General features: G+C 54.1%; 25 protein-coding genes. 24 read left to right on the top strand and 1 reads right to left on the bottom strand.

Annotated features, from left to right (window positions below):
• Window positions 1-122: 122 nt before the first annotated feature.
• The 23 genes from asnC to AC1RKG_RS17095 all read left to right on the top strand — a co-directional run bounded on the left by asnC (window position 123) and on the right by AC1RKG_RS17095 (window position 22897).
• Complete coding sequence (asnC, locus tag AC1RKG_RS16985) at window positions 123-584, top strand: transcriptional regulator AsnC (RefSeq protein ID WP_004950461.1); 462 nt, start codon at window positions 123-125, stop codon at window positions 582-584.
• A 97-nt stretch (window positions 585-681) separates the two neighbouring features.
• Entirely contained in the window at window positions 682-1122 is a 441-nt protein-coding gene (gene mioC, locus AC1RKG_RS16990) for an FMN-binding protein MioC (RefSeq protein ID WP_012147574.1), read from the top strand.
• A 381-nt stretch (window positions 1123-1503) separates the two neighbouring features.
• Window positions 1504-3393, top strand: a complete 1890-nt coding sequence (gene mnmG, locus AC1RKG_RS16995) for a tRNA uridine-5-carboxymethylaminomethyl(34) synthesis enzyme MnmG (protein WP_020837702.1) — start codon at window positions 1504-1506, stop codon at window positions 3391-3393.
• Window positions 3394-3530: 137 nt separating this feature from the next.
• Complete coding sequence (gene rsmG, locus AC1RKG_RS17000) at window positions 3531-4151, top strand: 16S rRNA (guanine(527)-N(7))-methyltransferase RsmG (protein WP_020837703.1); 621 nt, start codon at window positions 3531-3533, stop codon at window positions 4149-4151.
• Between the two features lie 638 nt (window positions 4152-4789).
• A complete protein-coding gene (gene atpI / locus AC1RKG_RS17005) occupies window positions 4790-5173 on the top strand; it encodes a F0F1 ATP synthase subunit I (RefSeq protein ID WP_020837704.1) in 384 nt (127 codons plus the stop codon).
• A 21-nt stretch (window positions 5174-5194) separates the two neighbouring features.
• A complete protein-coding gene (gene atpB, locus AC1RKG_RS17010) occupies window positions 5195-5971 on the top strand; it encodes a F0F1 ATP synthase subunit A (RefSeq protein ID WP_020837705.1) in 777 nt (258 codons plus the stop codon).
• A 49-nt stretch (window positions 5972-6020) separates the two neighbouring features.
• Complete coding sequence (atpE, locus tag AC1RKG_RS17015; protein ID WP_004093904.1) at window positions 6021-6260, top strand: F0F1 ATP synthase subunit C; 240 nt, start codon at window positions 6021-6023, stop codon at window positions 6258-6260.
• A gap of 57 nt (window positions 6261-6317) precedes the next feature.
• Window positions 6318-6788, top strand: coding sequence for a F0F1 ATP synthase subunit B (gene atpF, locus AC1RKG_RS17020; protein WP_004950476.1), 471 nt, complete (start codon window positions 6318-6320; stop codon window positions 6786-6788).
• 14 nt (window positions 6789-6802) lie between these two features.
• Window positions 6803-7336 (top strand): F0F1 ATP synthase subunit delta, encoded by a 534-nt coding sequence (gene atpH / locus AC1RKG_RS17025; RefSeq protein ID WP_020837709.1) that lies wholly within the window; start codon window positions 6803-6805, stop codon window positions 7334-7336.
• A gap of 12 nt (window positions 7337-7348) precedes the next feature.
• Window positions 7349-8890, top strand: a complete 1542-nt coding sequence (atpA, locus tag AC1RKG_RS17030) for a F0F1 ATP synthase subunit alpha (protein WP_020837710.1) — start codon at window positions 7349-7351, stop codon at window positions 8888-8890.
• A 58-nt stretch (window positions 8891-8948) separates the two neighbouring features.
• Window positions 8949-9812, top strand: a complete 864-nt coding sequence (atpG, locus tag AC1RKG_RS17035) for a F0F1 ATP synthase subunit gamma (RefSeq protein WP_020837711.1) — start codon at window positions 8949-8951, stop codon at window positions 9810-9812.
• 32 nt (window positions 9813-9844) lie between these two features.
• Window positions 9845-11227, top strand: a complete 1383-nt coding sequence (atpD, locus tag AC1RKG_RS17040) for a F0F1 ATP synthase subunit beta (RefSeq protein WP_020837712.1) — start codon at window positions 9845-9847, stop codon at window positions 11225-11227.
• Window positions 11228-11247: 20 nt separating this feature from the next.
• A complete protein-coding gene (locus AC1RKG_RS17045) occupies window positions 11248-11667 on the top strand; it encodes a F0F1 ATP synthase subunit epsilon (RefSeq protein ID WP_020837715.1) in 420 nt (139 codons plus the stop codon).
• 296 nt (window positions 11668-11963) lie between these two features.
• Entirely contained in the window at window positions 11964-13334 is a 1371-nt protein-coding gene (gene glmU, locus AC1RKG_RS17050; protein WP_493183512.1) for a bifunctional UDP-N-acetylglucosamine diphosphorylase/glucosamine-1-phosphate N-acetyltransferase GlmU, read from the top strand.
• A 291-nt stretch (window positions 13335-13625) separates the two neighbouring features.
• Window positions 13626-15455 carry a glutamine--fructose-6-phosphate transaminase (isomerizing) gene (glmS, locus tag AC1RKG_RS17055; RefSeq protein WP_493183513.1) on the top strand — a complete coding sequence of 610 codons (1830 nt, stop codon included), beginning with the start codon at window positions 13626-13628 and terminating at the stop codon, window positions 15453-15455.
• 336 nt (window positions 15456-15791) lie between these two features.
• The gene (gene pstS, locus AC1RKG_RS17060) at window positions 15792-16832 is read left to right on the top strand and encodes a phosphate ABC transporter substrate-binding protein PstS (RefSeq protein ID WP_020837719.1); all 1041 of its coding nucleotides are present in this window, start codon (window positions 15792-15794) and stop codon (window positions 16830-16832) included.
• Between the two features lie 92 nt (window positions 16833-16924).
• On the top strand, window positions 16925-17881 hold the full coding sequence (gene pstC / locus AC1RKG_RS17065) for a phosphate ABC transporter permease PstC (RefSeq protein WP_044554283.1): 957 nt from the start codon (window positions 16925-16927) through the stop codon (window positions 17879-17881).
• A 1-nt stretch (window position 17882) separates the two neighbouring features.
• The gene (pstA, locus tag AC1RKG_RS17070) at window positions 17883-18773 is read left to right on the top strand and encodes a phosphate ABC transporter permease PstA (protein WP_041415128.1); all 891 of its coding nucleotides are present in this window, start codon (window positions 17883-17885) and stop codon (window positions 18771-18773) included.
• Window positions 18774-18827: 54 nt separating this feature from the next.
• Entirely contained in the window at window positions 18828-19598 is a 771-nt protein-coding gene (pstB, locus tag AC1RKG_RS17075) for a phosphate ABC transporter ATP-binding protein PstB (protein ID WP_369982368.1), read from the top strand.
• 11 nt (window positions 19599-19609) lie between these two features.
• Window positions 19610-20344: a phosphate signaling complex protein PhoU gene (gene phoU, locus AC1RKG_RS17080; protein WP_020837725.1), complete on the top strand. Its 735-nt coding sequence runs from the start codon at window positions 19610-19612 to the stop codon at window positions 20342-20344.
• 166 nt (window positions 20345-20510) lie between these two features.
• Window positions 20511-21350: an ABC transporter substrate-binding protein gene (locus AC1RKG_RS17085; protein ID WP_044554285.1), complete on the top strand. Its 840-nt coding sequence runs from the start codon at window positions 20511-20513 to the stop codon at window positions 21348-21350.
• A 79-nt stretch (window positions 21351-21429) separates the two neighbouring features.
• Window positions 21430-22155: an amino acid ABC transporter permease gene (locus tag AC1RKG_RS17090; protein ID WP_020837727.1), complete on the top strand. Its 726-nt coding sequence runs from the start codon at window positions 21430-21432 to the stop codon at window positions 22153-22155.
• Between the two features lies 1 nt (window position 22156).
• The gene (locus tag AC1RKG_RS17095; RefSeq protein ID WP_116691523.1) at window positions 22157-22897 is read left to right on the top strand and encodes an amino acid ABC transporter permease; all 741 of its coding nucleotides are present in this window, start codon (window positions 22157-22159) and stop codon (window positions 22895-22897) included.
• On the opposite strand, the gene yieH is transcribed toward AC1RKG_RS17095, so the two are convergent.
• Entirely contained in the window at window positions 22890-23555 is a 666-nt protein-coding gene (gene yieH / locus AC1RKG_RS17100; protein ID WP_116691522.1) for a 6-phosphogluconate phosphatase, read from the bottom strand. The genes AC1RKG_RS17095 and yieH overlap by 8 nt on opposite strands.
• Before the next feature lie 349 nt (window positions 23556-23904).
• On the opposite strand from yieH, the gene AC1RKG_RS17105 reads away from it, so the two are divergent.
• Window positions 23905-25242: an NCS2 family permease gene (locus AC1RKG_RS17105; RefSeq protein ID WP_020837732.1), complete on the top strand. Its 1338-nt coding sequence runs from the start codon at window positions 23905-23907 to the stop codon at window positions 25240-25242.
• Window positions 25243-25274 lie beyond the last annotated feature (32 nt).

Here is a 25274-nt window from a genome sequence, read left to right on the forward strand (position 1 = left end):
AACGATTAAGCAACAGAACGGCACAGTAATTCAATATCCACTAATCAATATTGCCTTTTCACTTTTAATCGTTCATTTTGAAGCGGTAATAATTCAACAATCAGCAATTAGTGGGGGATTAAATGGCTGAAAATTATCAGATCGATAATCTCGATCGCGGCATTCTTAACGCTTTGATGGAGAATGCCCGCACGCCTTACGCCGAACTGGCCAAGAACTTTGCCGTCAGTCCCGGTACCATTCATGTGCGAGTAGAAAAGATGAAGCAGGCCGGTATCATCACCGGTGCGCGGGTAGACGTGAACCCCAAACGCCTGGGTTACGATGTCTGCTGTTTTATCGGCATTATATTAAAGAGTGCTAAAGACTATCCTTCGGCACTGAAAAAGCTCGAAAGCCTGGAAGAAGTGGTTGAGGCTTACTACACCACCGGCCACTACAGCGTGTTTATCAAAGTGATGTGCCGCTCAATAGATGCGTTGCAACAGGTACTTATCAACAAGATCCAGACCATTGACGAGATCCAGTCCACCGAAACGCTGATCTCGCTGCAGAACCCCATCATGCGTACCATCACGCCCTAGCCAATTAATTACTATACCCATATTATCCACAGGTAGATCCCAGCCGATTCACAGCGTACAATGCTGCCACTTTGAGAAGGCTGGGATCATTCATTTCATGGCAGACATTACTCTGATCAGTGGCAGTACGCTTGGCAGCGCCGAGTACGTAGCCGAGCACTTGGCTGAAAAACTGGAAGCTGCGGGTTTTACGACCGAAACCCTGCACGGCCCTGAATTGGATGAACTGACCCTGTCCGGGCGCTGGCTGGTGGTGTCTTCTACCCACGGTGCCGGCGATTTACCGGATAACCTGCAACCGCTGCTGGAACAAATAGAAGAACAGCTTCCTGACTTATCCCAGGTGCAGTTCGGCGCAGTCGGTTTGGGTAGCTCGGAATACGACACTTTCTGTGGTGCGATCCAACGGATCGACGATCTTCTGATCGCTCGCGGGGCGAAAAGGATCGGCGATCGGCTCGAGATCGACGTGACTGAACACGAAATTCCTGAGGATCCGGCAGAGGAATGGGTGAAAAATTGGATTAATTTACTCTAATTTGTTCAAAGATCACCCGAACGATTGTGGATAACTATGCTTAAAAGCAGGGTAAAAGCGGTAGTTATCCCAATAACAACCTTAGGTCGCTTTTTGTCCTGTGCATAACATGCCATTTAGATCCCAGCTTATAAGCTATAGGATCACCGATCATTCACAGCTAACGATCCTCCTTAATTCGCTGATCTCAATCACGAATAATCACTTATCCACAGAAGATCGCGATCCTAATAAGAGATCTAATAAAGAGATCTTTAAATAAAAAAGATCTTCTTTTAATTACCGACGATCCTGACCACTTGGTCGATCGACTAAACTTGAGTAGAATCGCCCTCCCCAGGGCAAACAACGATCGTTCGCAATACGGCGAGGTGCAGTTCCATGTTTTATCCAGAGCAATTTGACGTCATCATCATCGGTGGTGGCCATGCCGGTACCGAAGCCGCAATGGCTGCGGCACGCATGGGGCGTCAGACTTTATTATTGACACACAATATCGATACGCTGGGGCAGATGTCTTGCAACCCGGCGATTGGCGGTATTGGTAAAGGGCATCTGGTTAAGGAAATTGATGCACTTGGCGGCCTGATGGCCACGGCGATTGACCATGCCGGCATCCAGTTTAGGATACTAAACGCCAGCAAAGGCCCGGCGGTGCGAGCCACTCGTGCCCAGGCTGACCGCGTACTGTATCGGCAGGCTGTACGCACCGCCCTGGAGAACCAGCCGAACCTGACTCTCTTCCAGCAGCCGGTCGAAGATCTGATTGTGGAAAACGATCGCGTTGTCGGTGCGGTAACCCAAATGGGGCTGAAGTTCCGTGCCAAAGCGGTGGTACTGACCGTCGGCACCTTCCTGGATGGCAAGATCCATATCGGTCTGGAAAACTACAGCGGAGGCCGCGCCGGGGATCCTCCGTCGATCTCGTTGTCACAGCGCCTGCGTGAATTGCCTTTGCGCGTTAATCGCTTGAAAACAGGTACGCCACCGCGTATCGATGCACGCACTATCGATTTCAGCGTTCTGACGCCGCAACACGGTGATACACCGATCCCGGTGTTCTCGTTTATGGGTAATGCCGGGCAACACCCGGAGCAAATGGCGTGCTACATCACCCATACCAACGAAAAAACCCATGACGTGATCCGCAATAACCTCGATCGCAGCCCGATGTATGCCGGGATCATCGAAGGGATCGGCCCACGCTATTGCCCATCGATCGAAGACAAAGTCATGCGCTTTGCCGATCGTAACGCTCACCAGATCTTCCTTGAACCGGAAGGCCTGACCAGCAACGAAATTTATCCTAACGGCATTTCCACCAGCCTGCCGTTTGACGTACAGATGCAGATCGTTCGTTCGATGGAAGGGATGCAGAATGCCCGTATCGTTCGTCCGGGTTATGCTATCGAGTATGATTTCTTCGATCCGCGCGATTTAAAACCGACGCTGGAAAGCAAATTTATCCAAGGCTTGTTCTTCGCCGGTCAGATTAACGGCACCACCGGCTACGAAGAAGCCGCTGCACAGGGCCTGCTGGCCGGTCTGAATGCCGGACGTTATGCCAACGAAGATGAAGGCTGGTCACCACGTCGCGATCAGGCTTACCTCGGCGTGCTGGTGGACGATCTCAGTACCCTGGGTACCAAAGAACCGTATCGCATGTTCACTTCACGCGCCGAATATCGCCTGATGCTGCGCGAAGACAATGCCGATCTGCGCCTGACCGAAAAAGGCCGCGAACTGGGTCTGGTGGACGATGCCCGCTGGGCGCGCTTTAGCGAAAAGCTGGAGCACATCGAACAAGAACGTCAGCGCCTGCGCGACATCTGGATGCACCCGCATGCGGAGAATGTCGATCAGGTCAACGTACTGCTGAAAGCGCCGCTGTCGCGTGAAGCGAATGGCGAAGAGTTGCTGCGTCGCCCTGAAATGGATTACCAACAGCTGACCTCCGTAGCCGCATTTGCGCCGCCGTTGGCCGATACCCAGGCCGCAGAGCAGGTTGAGATCCAGGTAAAATACGAAGGCTACATTGCTCGTCAGCAGGAAGAGATCGAAAAACAGCAGCGTAACGAAAACACCGTGCTGCCGTTGGATCTCGATTATCAGCAAGTTTCCGGCTTGTCGAATGAAGTGATTGCCAAATTGAATGACCATAAGCCGAACTCGATCGGCCAGGCTTCACGCATCTCCGGCATCACACCGGCGGCGATCTCAATTTTGCTGATCTGGCTGAAAAAGCAGGGTTTGCTGCGCCGCAGCGCATAAATCTTGTTTTTGTGCGACCGTTTGTCTACTTGATAGACAAACGGTCGCTGACATCGTCCCGTGCCTGAATTATCATGCTTGGCTTCTTGGCCAGCCCCAATTTGGCTAGTCGTTCCACGCCAGTCAGAGGACCCGTTGTGCAGAAAAAATTAGACTCGCTGCTCACTGCAGCAGGCATTGCGCTTCCCGATCAGCAAAAACAGCAATTGCTGGGCTATGTCGGCATGCTGGACAAGTGGAACAAGGCTTATAACCTCACCTCGGTGCGCGATCCTCAGCAAATGCTGGTACGCCATATTCTCGACAGCATCGTGGTAAACCCGCATTTGCAGGGCTCCCGTTTTATCGACGTAGGCACCGGCCCCGGTCTGCCGGGCATTCCGTTGGCGATCGTTCGTCCTGATTCCCATTTCACCTTGCTGGACAGCCTGGGCAAGCGCGTACGCTTCCTGCGTCAGGTGCAGCACGAACTGGGCCTGACCAACGTTGAGCCGGTACAGAGCCGCGTTGAGGAGTTCCCGGCCGAACCACCGTTTGACGGTGTGATCAGCCGTGCTTTTGCTTCGCTGCAGGACATGCTGTCCTGGTGCCACCATTTGCCGGCGAAAGGGCAGGGGCGTTTCTACGCGCTGAAAGGGGTTCGTCCTGATGAAGAGCTGACGCAACTGCCGGAAGGTATCGAACTCGAGTCGGTGGTGCGCTTGCAGGTGCCGGAACTCGAAGGCGAACGTCATTTGGTGATACTTAAAGCAAACTGAGTTTGTTTTTGATCAAATAAGCGTGAATTAAAAGATAGTGTCTAGAGTAAATGTAAGCAGGCTAATCAAATAGCGGTTTTTTTAGTTAATTTACTTTTTATTAACACAAAAATAGCCGCCAATTAGCGACAATAGAGTAATTGCAATTCGAAATAGTCACGTTAGCAACGATAAGTTAACGATTCTGCTTTGGCGCTAATGTTAATTGGCTGTTGTAATATTACGCGACAAGCTGTCAATAAAAGGTTTTTACCGAGTAGATGGATTGTTTTTGAACGGTTAACTTGTAATATTTTGATTTATAATGTTTTTTGATCACTCAATTTGCTAAAGACGGTTTACACGTCGGTGAGTTATAAATCAGAAAGAGGCATTATTGTGAGCGGTTCGACGTTTCGTACTGTAACGCTGGAATAATCAGACAATTTAATGCGCCCTATATTCCGACCGTTTTCTTGTGAAAATAGCCTGAAATGGGGGAATTTAAATAATTGTTCACCTTTTCGCTACTTATCGATTGAATTCGTTGGTATGCCCCGTATAATTTGCTCGTTTTTTGCTGCTTGACTCAGATCAGTAAAAACAGTTTTATACGTCACTCAGCATACCCCCTCTGGGGTACGGAGAGAACAAACGTCATGTCTGTGTCCCTTTACAGCGGAAAAGTTGCTCGTAAATTGCTGTTTCTGCAGTTAATGACTTTTGTTTTGATCAGCGCTGCCTTCGGTCTGAAAAGCCTGGAATGGAGCGGTTCGGCACTGGCGGGCGGTCTCGCAGCCTGGTTGCCGAGTACCATGTTTATGCTGTTTGCCTTGCGTCATCAGACGCAGACGCAGGCACCCGGTCGGGTCGCCTGGTCATTCGCCATCGGCGAGGGGTTAAAGGTCTTGATCACCATAGTTTTGTTGATCGTGGCGCTTGGGGTGTTCAAAGCGGAGTTTATACCGCTTGGCCTGACCTATTTAGCGGTGTTAGCGGTGCAAATTATCGCACCCGCCGTGATTAACAGTTACCGAAATTAACTAAATAAGGGTAGAGGCATCATGTCTGCAGAGGGATACAACAGTCCACAGGAGTATATCGGTCACCACCTGACGCAACTTCAGGTCGGGACTGGTTTTTGGTCGATTAACCTCGACTCGATGTTTTTCTCCGTTGTCCTCGGGGTTCTGTTCCTGGTGATTTTCCGCCGGGTTGCCAAAAACGCCACCAGCGGCGTACCGGGTAAGCTGCAAACCGCAGTGGAACTGGTCGTCGGGTTTGTCGACAGCAGCGTACGCGATATGTACCACGGCAAGAGCAAGGTAATTGCTCCGCTGGCGCTGACGGTGTTTGTCTGGGTATTCCTGATGAACATGATGGACCTGATCCCGGTCGACTTCCTGCCATTCATCGGTGCCCAGCTCGGTCTGCCGGCACTGCGTGTGGTGCCTACGGCTGACGTGAACGTCACCCTGTCGATGGCGTTGGGCGTATTTATCCTGATTCTGTTCTATAGCATTAAAATGAAAGGCGTTGGTGGGTTCGTTAAAGAGTTAACCATGCAGCCGTTCAACCACCCTGTATTCATTCCTATCAACCTGATCCTTGAAGGTGTCAGCCTGCTGTCCAAGCCTGTTTCACTGGGCCTGCGACTGTTCGGCAACATGTATGCGGGTGAGTTGATCTTCATCCTGATTGCCGGCCTGTTGCCGTGGTGGTCACAGTGGGTCCTGAGCTTGCCTTGGGCTATTTTCCACATCCTGATCATTACGCTTCAAGCCTTTATTTTCATGGTTCTGACGATTGTCTATCTCTCGATGGCATCTGAAGAGCACTGATTTTCTTAAAACACTTGCACTTTTAAACTGAAACAAACTGGAGACTGTCATGGAAAACCTGAGTATGGATCTGCTGTACATGGCTGCCGCTGTGATGATGGGTTTAGCGGCAATCGGTGCTGCGATCGGTATCGGCATCCTGGGTGGTAAATTCTTGGAAGGCGCTGCTCGTCAGCCTGACCTGATTCCTCTGCTGCGTACACAGTTCTTTATCGTTATGGGTCTGGTTGACGCCATCCCGATGATCGCTGTTGGTCTGGGTCTGTACGTGATGTTCGCTGTCGCGTAAGTAGAGAATTTCTCTACACTGAAACCACACTATTAACTTTTAAAGAGGCATTGTGCTGTGAATCTTAACGCAACAATCCTCGGCCAGGCCATCGCGTTCGTTCTGTTTGTCTGGTTCTGCATGAAGTATGTATGGCCGCCGATTATGGCAGCCATCGAGAAGCGTCAGGGAGAAATTGCTGACGGTCTCGCTTCTGCAGAACGTGCCAAAAAAGATTTGGACTTAGCGCAAGCCAATGCGACCGACCAGCTGAAAACTGCTAAAGCAGAAGCTCAGGTGATCATCGAGCAAGCAAACAAACGCAAAGCTCAGATCATGGATGAAGCGAAAGCCGAAGCCGAGCAGGAACGTAACAAAATCGTGGCGCAGGCTCAGGCTGAGATCGAAGCCGAACGTAAGCGCGCTCGTGAAGAGTTGCGTAAGCAAGTCGCGATGCTGGCAATTGCCGGCGCCGAGAAGATCATCGAACGTTCCGTGGATGAAGCTGCTAACAGCGACATCGTTGATAAACTGGTCGCTGAACTGTAAGGAGGGAGGGGCTGATGTCTGAATTTGTAACTGTAGCTCGCCCCTACGCCAAAGCAGCTTTTGACTTTGCCGTTGAGCATCAAAGCGTAGAGCGCTGGCAAGATATGCTGGCGTTTGCTGCTGATGTCACTCGCAATGAACAGATTTCTGAACTGCTGTCTGGCGCTATGGCGCCAGAGACGCTGTCCAAGACGTTCATCGCGGTATGTGGCGATCAACTCGACGAACATGGCCAGAACTTTATCCGTGTAATGGCCGAAAATGGACGTTTACTGGTTCTTCCTGCCGTGCTGCAGCAGTTCAACGAACTGCGCGCCTTGCTGGAATCCACCGTCGAAGTCGACGTGCTCTCTGCGAGCGCACTGAGCGACAAACAGCAGGCTAATATTGCCGCTGCGATGGAAAAACGTCTGTCACGCAAAGTTAAGCTGAATTGCAAAATTGACAAGTCTGTACTGGCCGGCGTAATTATCCGTGCTGGCGATATGGTGATTGATGGCAGCGTTCGCGGTCGTCTTGAACGCCTGACAGACGTCTTGCAGTCTTAAGGGGACTGGAGCATGCAACTGAATTCCACCGAAATCAGCGAACTGATCAAGCAGCGCATTGCTCAGTTCAATGTGGTGAGCGAAGCTCACAATGAAGGTACTATTGTTTCCGTCAGCGACGGGATCATCCGCGTACACGGTCTGGCCGAAGTTATGCAGGGCGAAATGATCGCACTGCCAGGCAACCGTTACGCAATCGCATTGAACCTGGAGCGTGACTCCGTAGGTGCCGTGGTTATGGGTCCGTACTCGGATCTGGCCGAAGGCATGAAGGTAAAATGTACCGGCCGTATTCTGGAAGTTCCGGTTGGCCGTGGCCTGCTGGGCCGTGTAGTTAACACCCTGGGTGCACCTATCGACGGTAAAGGCCCGGTTGATAACGACGGTTTCTCCCCGGTTGAAGCTATCGCCCCTGGTGTTATCGAGCGTCAGTCCGTAGATCAGCCGGTTCAAACTGGCTACAAATCTGTCGACGCCATGATCCCAATCGGCCGTGGCCAGCGTGAGCTGGTGATCGGTGACCGTCAGACCGGTAAAACCGCTCTGGCTATCGATGCGATCATCAACCAACGCGACTCCGGCATCAAATGTGTTTACGTGGCTATCGGCCAGAAAGCGTCTACCATCGCTAACGTGGTGCGCAAGCTGGAAGAGCACGGCGCACTGGCAAACACCATCGTTGTGGTTGCTACCGCGTCTGAATCCGCTGCACTGCAATACCTGGCGCCTTATGCCGGTTGTGCGATGGGCGAATACTTCCGTGACCGCGGTGAAGATGCACTGATCGTTTATGATGACCTGTCCAAACAGGCCGTTGCTTACCGTCAGATTTCCCTGCTGCTTCGTCGTCCACCAGGTCGTGAAGCTTACCCAGGCGACGTATTCTACCTCCACTCCCGTTTGCTGGAGCGTGCTGCGCGTGTTAACGCCGACTACGTTGAAGCCTTCACCAAAGGTGAAGTCAAAGGCCAAACCGGTTCACTGACCGCTCTGCCGATCATTGAAACCCAGGCAGGTGACGTTTCCGCGTTCGTTCCGACCAACGTAATCTCGATTACCGATGGTCAGATCTTCCTGGAATCCAACCTGTTTAACTCCGGTATTCGTCCGGCGGTTAACCCGGGTATCTCCGTATCCCGTGTGGGCGGTGCAGCGCAAACCAAGATCATGAAAAAACTGTCCGGTGGTATTCGTACCGCGCTGGCACAGTACCGTGAACTGGCTGCGTTCTCTCAGTTCGCTTCCGATCTGGATGATGCGACCCGCAAACAGCTGAGCCACGGTCAGAAAGTGACCGAGCTGCTGAAACAGAAACAGTATGCGCCGATGTCCGTCGCACAACAGTCTCTGGTGCTGTTTGCCGCAGAACGTGGCTACCTGAACGACGTTGAAGTCGCGAAAGTCGTGAGCTTCGAAGCCGCGCTGGTTGCTTACGCAGACCGCGAGCATGCCGAGTTGCTGAACCACATCAACCAAACTGGCAATTTCAACGATGAGATCGAGGGCAAACTGAAAGCCGTCCTCGAGACCTTCAAGAAAACCCAGTCCTGGTAACGCTCAGCGGCCTGCAGTTGAAAGACAGCAGGCCGTCTGGCAATGAGGAGAAGCAGAGATGGCCGGCGCAAAAGAGATACGTAGTAAGATCGCGAGCGTGCAAAACACGCAAAAGATCACTAAAGCGATGGAAATGGTCGCCGCCTCCAAAATGCGTAAATCGCAGGAACGCATGGCGGCCAGCCGTCCTTATGCAGAGACCATGCGCAAAGTGATTGGTCACCTTGCGTTGGGTAATCTGGAATATAAGCACCCGTACCTGGATGAGCGTGACGTTAAGCGCGTCGGGTATCTGGTGGTGTCTACTGACCGTGGTCTCTGTGGCGGCTTGAACATCAACCTGTTCAAGCGTCTGTTGGCAGAGATGAAAGGCTGGTCCGAAAAAGGCGTTGAAGTTGATTTGGCGCTGATTGGCTCTAAAGCGGCCTCTTTCTTTGGTTCCGTGGGCGGCAACGTGGTTGCCCAGGTTACCGGCATGGGGGATAAACCTTCCCTGTCGGAACTGATCGGTCCGGTGAAAGTGATGCTGCAAGCCTACGACGAAGGTCGTTTGGACAAGCTGTACATTGTCAGCAACAAATTTATCAATACGATGTCCCAGGAACCACAGATTATTCAGCTGCTGCCGTTGCCGCCTTCCGATGACGGTGAGCTGAAGAAAAAATCTTGGGATTACCTGTATGAACCCGATCCAAAAGTGCTGCTTGATACCTTGCTGCGCCGCTATGTGGAATCGCAAGTTTATCAGGGCGTCGTGGAAAACCTGGCCAGCGAGCAGGCCGCACGAATGGTAGCGATGAAAGCCGCAACCGATAACGGCGGTAGCCTGATCAAAGAGCTGCAGTTGGTATACAACAAGGCTCGTCAGGCCAGCATCACTCAGGAACTCACCGAGATCGTTTCGGGAGCCTCCGCGGTTTAAGCTAGGTTTACGAATTACGTAGAGGATTCAAGATGGCTACTGGAAAGATTATCCAGGTAATCGGCGCCGTAGTGGACGTCGAGTTCCCTCAGGATGCCGTACCAAAAGTGTACAATGCTCTTGAGGTAGAAAACGGTACCGAGAAGCTGGTGCTGGAAGTTCAGCAGCAGTTGGGCGGTGGCGTAGTTCGCTGTATCGCGATGGGGACCTCAGATGGTCTGCGCCGCGGTCTGAAAGTGAACGATCTGGAACACCCAATTGAAGTACCGGTAGGTAAAGCTACCCTGGGCCGTATCATGAACGTATTGGGTGAACCAATCGACATGAAAGGCGACATCGGCGAAGAAGAACGTTGGGCGATTCACCGTCCGGCGCCAAGCTACGAAGATTTGTCCAACTCCCAGGATCTGCTGGAAACCGGTATCAAGGTTATGGACCTGATTTGTCCGTTCGCTAAGGGCGGTAAAGTTGGTCTGTTCGGTGGTGCTGGTGTGGGTAAAACCGTAAACATGATGGAGCTGATCCGTAACATCGCGATCGAGCACTCCGGTTATTCCGTGTTTGCAGGCGTGGGTGAGCGTACTCGTGAGGGTAACGACTTCTACCACGAAATGAACGACTCCAACGTACTGGACAAAGTATCCCTGGTTTACGGCCAGATGAACGAGCCACCGGGTAACCGTCTGCGCGTTGCTCTGACCGGTCTGACCATGGCGGAGAAATTCCGTGACGAAGGCCGCGACGTTCTGCTGTTCGTTGATAACATTTACCGTTATACCCTGGCCGGTACCGAAGTGTCCGCACTTCTGGGCCGTATGCCATCTGCGGTAGGTTATCAGCCAACGCTGGCGGAAGAGATGGGCGTTCTGCAAGAACGTATCACCTCTACCAAGACCGGTTCTATCACTTCCGTACAGGCCGTTTACGTTCCTGCGGATGACTTGACTGACCCGTCACCAGCCACCACCTTTGCTCACTTGGATGCAACCGTGGTACTGAGCCGTAATATCGCTTCTCTGGGTATCTACCCGGCCGTTGACCCGCTGGATTCCACCAGCCGTCAGCTGGATCCGCTGGTAGTTGGCCAGGAGCACTACGATGTAGCGCGTGGCGTGCAGTCTATTCTGCAACGCTACCAGGAACTGAAAGATATCATCGCAATCCTGGGTATGGACGAGCTGTCAGAAGATGACAAACTGGTCGTATCCCGTGCGCGTAAAATCCAACGCTTCCTGTCTCAGCCGTTCTTCGTGGCAGAAGTCTTCACCGGTTCTCCGGGCAAGTTCGTATCGCTGAAAGACACCATTCGTGGTTTCAAAGGCATTATGGACGGCGACTATGACCACCTGCCTGAACAAGCGTTCTACATGGTTGGCGCCATTGAAGAAGCAGTGGAAAAAGCCAAGAAACTGTAACGCCTTGAGAGGAGGGTGATATGGCTATGACTTACCATCTGGATGTAGTCAGCGCGGAAAAACATATGTTTTCCGGCCTGGTGCAAAAGATCCAGGTGACAGGTAGCGAAGGCGAACTGGGGATTTTCCCTGGCCATGCGCCGCTGCTGACTGCCATCAAGCCTGGCATGGTGCGTATTGTTAAACAGCACGGTGAAGAAGAGTTCATCTACCTGTCCGGCGGTATCCTTGAGGTACAGCCGAGCGTGGTCACCGTGTTGGCGGACACTGCCATCCGTGGAACGGACCTCGACGAAGCGAGAGCGCTGGAAGCTAAGCGTAAAGCTGAAGAGCACATCCGTAGCTCTCATGGCGATGTCGACTATGCTCAGGCATCTGCGGAACTGGCGAAAGCGATCGCAAAACTGCGCGTTATCGAGCTCACCAGAAGAGCGATGTAACATTTTGGCGCGTGCATAACGCAACCAAAATTAAGAAAGCGGCCTATTTGGTCGCTTTTTTTTTGCTTTAAAATAAGCGTTTCAACCCGGTGGGCATTGTGATGTATAACCCTCGAGAGAGGCTAAAAATGTCTCCGATCGCCGACAGTTCCACCCAGACTGGGGTTATCTGAATGTTAACTGTGGCGCGCCTAGTGCCCCATGGCCTGCGCCGGGTTCGTGCAGAGAAATATGTAGTAATATCGTCACTAAAGAGTTCTACTTTCGTCTATCAAAATGGAGTTATCAGGTTGCTTATGTCGAACAGCGCAATGAGTGTGGTGATCCTCGCCGCGGGCAAGGGAACACGCATGTATTCCGATCTTCCCAAGGTGTTACATCCATTGGCCGGTAAGCCGATGGTGCAGCACGTCATTGATGCCGCGATGAAACTGGGCGCGCACAACGTCCATTTGGTCTACGGCCACGGCGGTGAGTTGCTGAAAAAGACCCTGACCGACAGTGCGCTGAACTGGGTGCTGCAGGCCGAGCAGTTGGGGACCGGCCACGCCATGCAGCAGGCTGCACCGCATTTTGCCGATGATGAAGACGTGCTGATGCTGTACGGTGACGTTCCGCTGATCTCTGTCGATACCCTGCAGCGCCTGCTGGCGGCGAAGCCACAGGGCGGTATTGGTCTGCTGACCGTAAAACTGGCTGATCCAAGCGGTTACGGTCGTATCGTGCGCGAGCAGGATACGGTGGTGGGAATTGTTGAGCACAAGGATGCCAGCGAAGCCCAGCGTCAGATCAATGAAATCAATACCGGTATCCTGGTGGCCAACGGGCGCGATCTGAAGCGCTGGCTGGGGATGTTGAACAACGACAACGCGCAGGGTGAGTTCTATATCACCGATATCATCGCGTTGGCACATGCCGACGGCAAGAAAATTGAGGCGGTCCATCCATCTCGCCTGAGTGAAGTGGAAGGCGTGAATAACCGCCTGCAGCTGTCGCGACTTGAGCGCATTTATCAGGCAGAACAATCTGAAAAGTTGCTGCTGGCCGGCGTAATGCTGTTGGATCCGGCGCGTTTTGATCTGCGCGGGGAACTTGTGCACGGTCGCGACATCTCTATTGATGCCAACGTGATTATTGAAGGTTCGGTCAAGCTGGGCGACCGCGTGAAAATCGGTGCCGGCTGCGTGCTGAAAAACTGCGTAATTGGCGACGACTGCGAGATCAGCCCGTATAGCGTATTGGAAGATGCGGTGCTGGCAGCGGAATGCACCGTGGGGCCATTCGCCCGTCTTCGTCCGGGGGCAGAGCTGGCGGTGGGCGCCCATGTCGGTAACTTCGTCGAAATGAAAAAAGCACGCTTGGGCAAAGGTTCCAAGGCGGGCCATCTGAGCTATCTGGGCGATGCCGAGATTGGTGACGATGTGAATATCGGCGCCGGTACTATCACCTGTAACTATGATGGCGCCAACAAGCATAAAACCATTATTGGCGACGGCGTGTTTGTTGGTTCCGATACCCAACTGGTGGCACCGGTCTCCGTCGGCAAAGGCTCTACCATCGCCGCTGGCACTACGGTTACCCGTGATATCGGCGAGGACGAACTGGTGCTGAGCCGCGTTAAGCAGGTGCACATTCAGGGTTGGCAGCGTCCGGTGAAAAAGAGATAGCCCTTCATCTTTCGAGCTGCAGCGTTGTTGGCTTCATGCCAGAACCCCAGTCACTTACTTGAGTAAGCTCCTGGGGATCCTGACATTTGCCGCCTAGCTGCAACTCGAAATCTATTGGGCGGCAGCATGTAGTAGAAAGAATATGTTTTGTATTGCGCTCCAATGTAGAGCCCAATACAAAACATAATAATCCCCATTCTCTACAGGCTCGGGGACGCACGGTAAAAACCGGCAAAATCAGGTCAAGACATCGAAAGCGCCCCGAAAGGCGTTTAATTAGGAATACAACTGATGTGTGGAATTATAGGCGCAGTAGCGCAACGTGATATTGCAGAGATCCTGTTGGAAGGTTTACGCCGCCTTGAGTACCGTGGCTATGACTCAGCCGGTTTGGCAGTGGTGGATGCGGAAGGCAACGTTAACCGTTTACGCCGCGTGGGCAAGGTCAATAAACTGGCCGAAGCCGCGGAACAACATCCCTTGCACGGCGGCACCGGTATTGCTCACACCCGCTGGGCAACGCACGGTGAACCTACCGAAGCGAATGCGCACCCGCATGTTTCTGATTACATTACCGTGGTGCATAACGGCATCATCGAAAACCACGAACCGCTGCGTGAATTGCTGATCGAACGGGGCTATCACTTCAGCTCCGAGACCGATACCGAGGTGATTGCTCACCTGGTGCATTGGGAACAGCGCCAGGGCGGCAGCTTGCTGGAAGTGGTGCAGCGCGTGATCCCACAGCTGCGTGGCGCCTACGGCACCGTGGTAATGGATAGCCGCGACCCGAGCGTGCTGGTGGCAGCGCGTTCCGGCAGCCCGCTGGTGATCGGCCGCGGCGTGGGTGAAAACTTCTTGGCATCCGACCAACTGGCGCTGCTGCCGGTGACCCGTCGCTTTATCTTCCTGGAAGAAGGCGACGTGGTGGAAATGACCCGCCGCACCGTCAACATTTTCGACAAACAGGGTAACGCCGTTGAACGCCCTGAGATTGAATCTCAAGTGCAATACGACGCCGGTGATAAAGGCGCTTACCGCCATTACATGCAAAAAGAGATTTACGAACAGCCGCTGGCGCTGAAAAACACCCTGGAAGGGCGTTTCAGCCATGGCCAAATCAACCTGAGCGAGCTGGGCCCGCGAGCCGATGAGCTGCTGGCGAAGGTGCAGCATGTGCAGATCATTGCCTGCGGTACGTCATACCACTCTGGCATGGTTGCTCGCTATTGGTTCGAATCTCTGGCCGGTGTGCCTTGCGACGTCGAGATCGCGTCTGAATTCCGTTACCGCAAATCTGCCGTGCGTCCGGGCAGCCTGATCATCACGCTGTCACAGTCCGGCGAAACCGCCGATACCCTGGCGGCGCTGCGCCTGTCGAAGGAATTGGGCTACCTCGGTTCGTTGGCGGTGTGTAACGTGGCCGGTTCTTCGCTGGTGCGTGAATCCGATTTGGCGCTGATGACCAAGGCCGGGACCGAAATTGGCGTGGCCTCTACCAAGGCCTTCACCACCCAGTTGGCGGTGTTGTTGATGCTGGTGGCGCGTTTGGGCCGTCTGAAAGGCATGGCGGAAAGCGTTGAGCATGAAATCGTACACGGCCTGCAGGCGTTGCCGGCGCGTATCGAACAGATGCTGTCGCTGGACAAAAGCATTGAAGCGCTGGCGGAGGGCTTCTCCGACAAGCACCACGCGCTGTTCCTCGGCCGTGGCGATCAGTACCCGATTGCCATGGAGGGTGCGCTGAAGCTGAAAGAGATCTCCTACATTCACGCGGAAGCCTATGCGGCCGGTGAATTGAAGCACGGCCCGCTGGCGTTGATCGATGCCGATATGCCGGTGATCGTGGTGGCGCCGAACAACGAACTGTTGGAAAAACTGAAATCCAACATCGAAGAAGTTCGCGCGCGCGGTGGCCAGCTGTACGTGTTCGCCGATCAGGATGCCGGTTTCGTCAGCAGCGAAGGGATGACCATCATTCCATTGCCGCACGTAGAAGAAATCGTGGCCCCTATCTTCTACACCGTGCCGTTGCAGCTGCTGTCTTACCATGTGGCGTTGATCAAAGGTACCGATGTTGACCAGCCGCGTAACCTGGCTAAGTCTGTCACCGTAGAGTAATCCGCTGCTGTTAATCTCTAAAAGCCGGCCACTGTGCCGGCTTTTTTCATAACGGGATCAAATATGACAAGAGTGCTACAGCGGAGATAAAAGTTGTCATATTCAAACGGATAGCGGCGATGGAAAGGGTTTTTTTATTGATTAATTACTGAGTGGTTTTATGTTTAATGGTTTGATTTTTATAGAGTAATCACATCCGTGCTCTCACTGTAATATAACTGTCATATTTCGTACATTTTACTGTCACCAAACTGTCCTATTTTCCCTCCTGCAGCAATACTTACTCTGATGAAAACGACTCAAAGTCGATTTTTGAATATCCCATTAGGAGGGATTATGAAACTGATGCGTACCACCGTCGCCAGTATTGTGGCAGCGACTTTCTCCCTGACCGCCGTGTCCGCGTTCGCTGCTGCTAGCCTGACCGGTGCAGGTGCGACATTCCCCGCTCCGGTTTATGCCAAGTGGGCAGATTCTTATCAGAAAGAAACCGGCAACAAAGTTAACTATCAGGGCATCGGCTCTTCTGGTGGCGTGAAGCAAATCGTCGCCAATACCGTTGACTTTGGTGCCTCCGATGCACCTTTGAGTGATGACAAGCTGGCGGCCGATGGCCTGTTCCAGTTCCCTACCGTGATCGGTGGCGTGGTGCTGGCCGTTAACATCCCGGGCATCAAATCCGGTGAGCTGACCCTGGATGGGAAAACCCTGGGTGATATCTACCTGGGCAACGTGAAAAAATGGAACGACCCGGCGATCACCAAGCTGAACCCAGGCGTCAAGCTGCCGGATCAGAACATTGCGGTTGTTCGTCGCGCGGACGGTTCAGGCACCTCTTTCGTGTTCACCAGCTATCTGTCTAAAGCCAACGCGCAGTGGAAAGAGAAAATCGGTGCAGGTTCTACCGTTAACTGGCCAACCGGTCTGGGCGGCAAGGGCAATGACGGCATCGCCGCATTCGTACAGCGTCTGCCAGGCTCCATCGGTTACGTTGAATACGCGTATGCCAAACAAAACAACCTGGCCTACACCAAGCTGATTTCTGCCGACGGCAAAGCGGTTAGCCCAACAGAAGAGAGCTTCAGCGCCGCCGCTAAAGGCGTTGACTGGAGCAAAACCTTCGCCCAGGACCTGACTAACCAGAAAGGTGACAACGCCTGGCCAATCACCTCCACCACCTTCATCCTGGTGCACAAAGAGCAGAAAAACCCGGCTCAGGGCACCGAAGTTCTGAAGTTCTTTGACTGGGCGTATAAAACCGGCGCCAAGCAGGCTAACGACCTGGATTACGCCACGCTGCCGAACGAAGTTATCGAGCAGGTGCGTGCAGCATGGAAAACCAACGTAAAAGACAGTTCCGGTAAAGCGCTGTACTAACAACGCAGGGGCGCGTGATTCGGCGCGCCCCACTCAGTTTTTCAGGGCTCAATTCAGGTTGGGCCTGCCAGGGTTAACACAGAGAGTGATCTATGGCTGAGTACAAGCCGACCATTAAAGCACCGAGTAAAAATGGTGACGTCATCTTCAGCGCGCTGGTTAAACTGGCGGCGCTGATTACCCTATTGTTGCTGGGCGGCATTATTGTTTCGCTGATCTTCGCCTCCTGGCCGAGCATACAGAAATTCGGTTTCTCCTTCCTGTGGACCAAAGAATGGGACGCGCCTGCTGAGCAGTTTGGCGCCCTGGTACCGATCTACGGCACCGTCGTCACCTCGCTGATCGCATTGATTATCGCCGTACCCGTCAGCTTCGGCATTGCGCTGTTCCTGACCGAGCTGGCACCAAACTGGCTGAGGCGCCCGCTGGGTATCGCCATTGAACTGCTGGCGGCGATCCCGAGTATCGTTTATGGCATGTGGGGCCTGTTCGTGTTCGCCCCGCTGTTTGCCGAATATTTCCAGACCCCGGTTGGCGAGGTGCTGTCCGGCATTCCGATTGTCGGTGAGCTGTTCTCTGGCCCGGCGTTCGGTATCGGTATTCTGGCTGCCGGGGTGATCCTGGCGATTATGATTATTCCTTATATCGCCGCCGTAATGCGCGACGTGTTCGAACAAACCCCGGTGATGATGAAAGAGTCGGCCTATGGCATCGGCTGCACCACCTGGGAAGTGATTTGGCGCATCGTATTGCCGTTTACCAAGAATGGCGTGATTGGCGGTGTAATGCTCGGCTTGGGCCGTGCGCTGGGGGAAACCATGGCGGTGACCTTCATCATCGGTAATACCTACCAGCTCGACAGCGCTTCACTGTATATGCCGGGCAACAGCATCACCTCTGCACTGGCCAACGAATTCGCCGAAGCGGAGTCGGGCGTGCACACCGCCGCGTTGATGGAGTTGGGGCTGATTCTGTTTGTTATCACCTTTATCGTGCTGGCGCTGTCGAAGCTGATGGTGATGCGCCTGGCAAAGAGTGAGGGACGCTAACGTGACGACTATGGATATGCAAAATAGCGTAGCGCTGCTGGAAAGCCGCCGCAAAATGCAGGCCTGGCGCCGCCAGAAGAACCGACTGGCGCTGTTCCTGTCGATGGCGACCATGGTGTTTGGCCTGTTCTGGCTGGTGTGGATCCTGTTCTCCACCGTGACCAAGGGCATCGACGGCATGTCGCTGGCGCTGTTCACCGAAATGACTCCGCCGCCGAATACCGCGGGCGGTGGCCTGGCAAACGCCATCGCCGGTAGCGGCCTGTTGATCCTGTGGGCTACCGTGTTCGGTACGCCGCTGGGCATCATGGCGGGGATTTACCTGGCGGAATATGGCCGTAAATCCTGGCTGGCGGAAGTCATCCGTTTTATTAACGACATTCTGTTATCGGCACCGTCGATTGTTGTGGGCCTGTTCGTGTACACCATCGTGGTGGCGAAGATGGAACACTTCTCCGGTTGGGCCGGGATCATCGCGTTGGCGCTGTTGCAGGTACCGATCGTGATCCGTACCACCGAGAATATGCTGAAGCTGGTGCCGGATACGCTGCGCGAAGCCGCTTATGCGCTGGGCACGCCGAAATGGCGCATGATTTCCGCCATCACGTTGAAAGCCTCGGTCTCCGGCATCATCACCGGCGTGCTGCTGGCGATTGCGCGTATCGCAGGGGAAACCGCACCGTTGCTGTTTACCTCGCTGTCGAATCAGTTCTGGAGCACCGATCTGATGCAGCCGATCGCCAACCTGCCGGTGACCATTTTCAAATTCGCCATGAGCCCGTTCGCCGAATGGCAAGAGCTGGCCTGGGCCGGGGTGCTGTTGATAACCCTGTGCGTACTGCTACTGAATATCCTGGCGCGTGTGGTTTTCGCCAAGAAAAAGCATTCATAAAATTTTGAGCGCTGCCGTGGCGGCGCTGATAAAAAGAGAGAAGTCTTGATGAGTATGGTTACTGACGCTTCCAGCAGCAAAATTCAGGTACGCGATCTGAACTTCTACTATGGCAAATTCCATGCGCTGAAAAACATCACGCTGGATATCGCCAAGAACAAGGTCACCGCGTTTATCGGCCCGTCCGGCTGCGGCAAATCTACCCTGCTGCGCACCTTCAACAAAATGTATCAGCTGTACCCCGAGCAGCGTGCCGAAGGTGGCATTCTGCTGGATGGGCAGAACATTCTGACCGACAACTCGGATATCGCACTGCTGCGTGCCAAGGTCGGCATGGTGTTCCAGAAGCCGACGCCGTTCCCGATGTCGATTTACGACAATATCGCCTTCGGCGTGCGCCTGTTTGAAAAGCTGTCACGTGCCGACATGGATGAGCGTGTGCAGTGGGCCTTGACCAAGGCGGCGCTGTGGAACGAAACCAAGGACAAGCTGCACCAGAGCGGTTACAGCCTGTCGGGTGGCCAGCAGCAACGTCTGTGCATCGCCCGCGGCATTGCCATTCGTCCGGACGTGTTATTGCTGGACGAACCTTGCTCGGCGCTGGATCCGATTTCCACCGGTAAGATTGAAGAGCTGATCAGCGAACTGAAGTCTGACTACACCGTGGTGATCGTAACCCACAACATGCAGCAGGCCGCGCGTTGCTCCGACTCCACGGCATTTATGTATCTGGGCGAACTGATCGAGTTCAGTGATACTGATAACCTGTTCACCGCGCCACAGAAAAAACAGACCGAAGACTACATCACCGGCCGTTATGGTTGATAGGATGCATCATGGATAACCTGAATTTAAATAAGCACATTTCCGGCCAGTTCAACGCAGAACTGGAGCATATCCGCACCCAGGTATTGACCATGGGCGGGCTGGTGGAACAGCAACTGACCGACGCTATCACCGCGATGCACAATCAGGACGGTGAATTGGCCAAACGCGTGATCGAAGGCGACGCCAAGGTCAATATGATGGAAGTGGCGATTGACGAAGCCTGCGTGCGGATCATCGCCAAACGCCAGCCGACCGCCAGCGACCTGCGTCTGGTGATGGCGATCATCAAAACCATTTCCGAGCTGGAACGCATCGGCGACGTGGCGGACAAGATTTGCCGCACCGCGCTGGAGAAATTCTCGCACCAGCACCAGCCACTGCTGGTCAGCCTGGAGTCGCTTGGTCGCCATACCGTGCAGATGCTGCACGACGTGCTGGACGCCTTCGCGCGCATGGATTTGGATGAAGCTATCCGCATTTACCGCGAAGACCGGAAGGTCGATCAGGAATATGAGGGCATCGTACGCCAGTTGATGACCTACATGATGGAAGATACGCGTACTATCCCAAGCGTGCTGACCGCGTTATTCTGTGCCCGTTCGATCGAGCGTATCGGTGACCGCTGCCAGAACATTTGCGAATTTATCTTCTATTTCGTCAAAGGTCAGGACTTCCGTCATATCGGTGGCGACGCGCTGGAAAAGCTGCTGTCATCCGACGGAAAAGACGATAAAAAAGAGTAATTTCCCCCGAGAGTTACCCCTGAAGGCGCAGAAAACTGCGCCTTTATGCTGTTTAAAACCCTTAAAGACAAAAAGGTTATAAATATAGCTTTTTATATTATTTCCTGACCTAAGAGGGTCTTGCTAGCTTAGCAGCCAGCAGGACATCAACCCTTAGGAGCTCCCCATGAAACATCGCGCTTTGGCCTTAACCTTATTAGCCAGCCTGACCAGCCTCGCCACCGGTGCCGCGCATGCGGACAAACTCGACGACATCAAGAAAGCCGGCGTAGTGCGTATCGCGGTGTTCGACAGCAATCCGCCGTTCGGTTATATCGACCCGCAAAGCAAAAAGCTGGTGGGTTACGATGTGGATGTCGCCGATGCGATCGGCAAAGCGCTGGGCGTGAAGGTTGAGCTGCGAGCCACCAACCCGGCCAACCGTATTCCTTTGCTGGTCTCGAAAAAGGTCGACCTGATTGCCGCTAACTTCACCATTACCGACGAGCGTGCCAAGGAAGTGAACTTCAGCGTGCCGTATTTCGCCACCGGCCAGAAATTTATCGCCCATAAAGGCGTACTGAAAACCCCGGAAGACATCAAAAAGCTGCGCATTGGCGCGGACAAAGGCACGGTGCAGGAAATTACCCTGCGTGAACATTATCCGACGGCGAAAGTGATCTCTTACGACGATACCCCGCTGGCGTTCGTGGCGCTGCGTAACGGTAACGTGCAGGCGATCACCCAGGATGACGCCAAGCTGGTGGGCCTGCTCGGCAACCTGCCGGCCGCCCAGAAAGCTGACTTCGAGATCTCGCCGTTCAGCATTACCAAAGAGTACCAGGGAGTCGGCATTCCCAAAGGCGAAGATCGCCTGACCGCCAGCGTTAACGACACGCTGATCAAACTGGAAAAAGACGGCGAAGCGGTGAAAATCTACAATCGCTGGTTCGGGCCGGAAACCAAAACGGCTCAACCGCGCGGCGATTTCACCATCGCACCCCTGGATCAGCAGCCTAAGGCCTGATTCTGCGGGGTCGTGAAGTCAGAACGGAGGGGCGCAGCTTGCTGCGCCCTTGGCGCATGGTGCAAAACAAGGATTAGGCATGAATCTGCAACAACTCTCAGACTGGCTGCTGGCGCCGCAGTATCTGAGCTGGTTATGGGATGGCTTCCTGCTGACGCTGTGGCTTTCCGCCTGTGCGAGCCTGGCAGCCACGCTGTTGGGGTTTTTACTGACGGCGATGCGGGACAGCCGCCTGAGGGTGCTGCGTTGGCTGGCGGTCGGTTACAGCTCATTGTTTCGCAATACGCCGCTGCTGGTGCAGCTGTTCTTCTGGTATTTCGCCGCCGGGCAGATTTTGCCGTCTGCCGCCATGCAGTGGCTGAATACGCCACACCACATCGGCCCGCTTGAGTGGCCCTCATTTGAATTTCTGGCCGGGTTCTTCGGCCTGACGCTTTACTCCACCGCTTTTATCGCTGAAGAGATCCGCTCCGGCATCCGTGGTGTCGCCAGCGGACAAAAGTACGCCGCCAACGCGCTGGGGCTGACCGGATGGCAGGCCATGCGTTATGTGGTGCTGCCGCAGGCGCTGAAAATTGCCATGCCGCCGCTACTGGGCCAATACATGAACGTAATAAAAAACTCCTCGCTGACCATGGCGATCGGCGTCGCTGAACTTTCCTATGCTTCGCGTCAGGTAGAAACCGAGACGCTACGCACCTTCCAGGCCTTTGGCGTGGCGACGGTGTTGTATATCGCCATCATTGCGCTATTGGAAGGCTGGGGCATGTGGCGGCAGCAGCGTAAACCGCTGGGAGGACATTAAGATGGATTTCAGCATCATTTACGACAACCTGGGATATCTGCTGTGGGGCACCTGGCCGGATGGGCCGCTGGGGGGCGCGGCGCTGACACTGGCTATCAGCCTGATGGCGGGGGTGGCTTCGGCTATTCTCGGTACGCTGTTGGGGGTGGCATTGGCGATGTCACGCGGCGTGGTGGCCGGGCTGTTGGCGGCGGTTTTGGGCTTTTTCCGCGCAATTCCGGTGATCATGCTGATTTTCTGGACCTATTTCCTGCTGCCCATCGTTTTTGGCGTAGATATTCCGGAAATTACCACGGTGGTTTGCGCTCTGGCGTTGATCGCCTCCGCCTATCTGGCGCATGCGGTGAAAGCCGGCATTGCCGCCATCGGGCCGGGGCAGTGGCAGGCCGGGTTATCGTTGGGGCTAACCCGCTGGCAAACGCTGTGGTTGATAGTGCTGCCGCAGGCGCTGCGCATGATGGTGCCGTCGTTTATCAACCAGTGGATTTCGCTGATCAAGGACACCTCCCTGGCCTATATCGTTGGTGTCAGTGAGCTGACCTTTCTGGCGACACAGGTCAACAACCGCAGCATGGTGTATCCGATGGAGGTATTCCTGTTTATCGCGTTGGTGTACTTCGTGTTCTGCCTGGCGTTGGATCTGCTGGCCAATGCGATCAATCGCCGCTACAGCCCGCAGACCCGGGCTGTAAAACGGTCATGGCGCTGGTGGCGCAACAAACCGCCGTTGCCGGCTAGTTAGTCAGCTGCCAGCCGCGTTCACGCCAGAGCGCCGGCAATTGCGCCAGATTGTCGAATACGGTGACCAAGGGGTGATCGATAGGTTTATTGTGCGGATCGGCGCAGAAGTAAAACACCGGGATCCCGGCGGCGATCCCTGCCTGTGCTCCGGCGGCGGAATCGTCCACCAGGATGCAGCGCTCCACCGGCACCTGCATTTTTTCGGCGGCGTGGAACACAATGGCCGGATCCGGCTTCCAGCGTTGGATGTCATAGCCGCTGAACAACCGGTCATCAAAATAGTGCAGCATATCGGTCAGGCCGAGCGAGTGTTGCATTTTGCTGACCGGGCCGTTGGAAACGGTGCACATCGGCACCTTCACCTGCGCCAGCAGTTCACGCGCCCCGGCGATTTGTTGCAGCTCGCTATCGAACAAGCGGGCCACTTCCTGGCGGTACAGCGGTTCAAGCTCTTCCTTTGCCAGCGTGGTGCCCTGTTCTGCATTAACCTGTTCGATAATTTCGTACAGCTTCACTCCTTTGAATCTTCTGAACACGTCGTCCAGCGACAGGTGGATGCCGAAGTGGGCAAACATGTGCACATAGGCTTTGCTGCACAGCACTTCGCTGTCCACCAGCGTGCCGTCGCAATCAAACAAAATACAGTCAATCTGGTTCATCAGCGTCAGTGTCCTTCGAGTCAACAGCGATAATGCCACTTTAACCGCATCAGGCAGGATTGCGACTCCTGAATCCTGGTTTTCCGATGAATATCAGCAAATACAACCTGTTGGGGTTTATAGCCGTAAAGACGGCGAAAAAAACCTGTGATCAGCATCAAAACCCTGACTTTTTGTTATATACCCGGCATACTTGAAACCGCATCTGTGTTGGCTGCGAACGCTCACCCCAGTCACTTACTTGAGTAAGCTCTTGGGGATTCGCGTTCTTGCCGCCGTGATGCGACTCCAATTATTTTGGGTATAGGATAGCTGGCGACTGTCCATTCCCCTCTTCGGAATTCTGATAATGAGCAAACCAGTATCTGGCCTTGACGTCGAGCAAGGCTTGCTTGGGCGCGTGTTTAAACTCAAGCAACATGGCACTACGGCGCGTACGGAAACGATTGCCGGTATTACTACCTTTTTGACCATGGTGTATATCGTGTTCGTTAACCCCCAAATCCTGGGCGCGGCGGGCATGGATACGCAGGCGGTGTTCGTGACAACCTGTCTGATTGCCGCTTTCGGCAGCATTTTCATGGGCCTGCTGGCGAACCTGCCGGTAGCGCTGGCACCGGCGATGGGCCTCAATGCGTTCTTCGCGTTTGTGGTGGTCGGTGCAATGGGCATCTCATGGCAGATCGGCATGGGTGCCATTTTCTGGGGGGCAGTCGGTTTATTGCTGCTGACCATTTTCCGCGTACGCTACTGGATGATTGCCAATATTCCGATGAGCCTGCGGGTGGGCATTACCAGCGGTATCGGTCTGTTTATCGGCATGATGGGGCTGAAAAATGCCGGTATCGTGGTGGCTAACCCGGACACGCTGGTGACCATCGGCAGTCTGACATCGCACAACGTGCTGCTGGGTGCGCTGGGCTTCTTTATCATCGCGGTATTGTCTTCACGTAACTTCCATGCGGCAGTGCTGATTTCTATCGTGGTGACCACGCTGATCGGCTGGGCGTTGGGCGATGTGAAATACGGCGGCGTATTCTCGATGCCTCCTAACATCACGTCGGTAGTGGGTCAGGTTGATCTGGCCGGGGCGCTGAATATTGGGCTGGCCGGGGTGATTTTCTCCTTTATGCTGGTCAACCTGTTTGACTCCTCTGGTACCTTGATTGGCGTAACCGACAAGGCCGGGCTGACTGACGACAAGGGTAAGTTCCCGCGCATGAAGCAGGCGCTGTATGTCGACAGCATCAGTTCGGTAGCCGGTTCCTTTGTCGGCACTTCTTCGGTTACCGCCTACATTGAAAGCTCCGCCGGGGTGTCTGTCGGCGGCCGTACCGGCCTGACCGCTGTGGTAACCGGTATCCTGTTCCTGTTGGTGATTTTCCTGTCGCCGTTGGCGGGTATGGTGCCGGCTTATGCCGCAGCCGGCGCGCTGATCTACGTTGGCGTGCTGATGACATCAAGTTTGGCGCGGGTGAAGTGGGATGACCTGACCGAAGCCGTTCCGGCGTTCGTCACGGCAGTGATGATGCCATTCAGCTTCTCGATCACCGAAGGCATTGCGCTCGGCTTTATTTCCTATTGCGTGATGAAGCTGGGGACCGGTCGCTGGCGCGAAATCAGCCCATGCGTGGTGGTGGTGGCGCTGCTGTTTGTGCTGAAAATTGTGTTTGTAGACGGCCATTAATACGGCAAGGGCCGACGCTGGTCGGCCCTGTT

This window comes from Serratia sp. GW822-FHT06D09 (assembly GCF_058799515.1).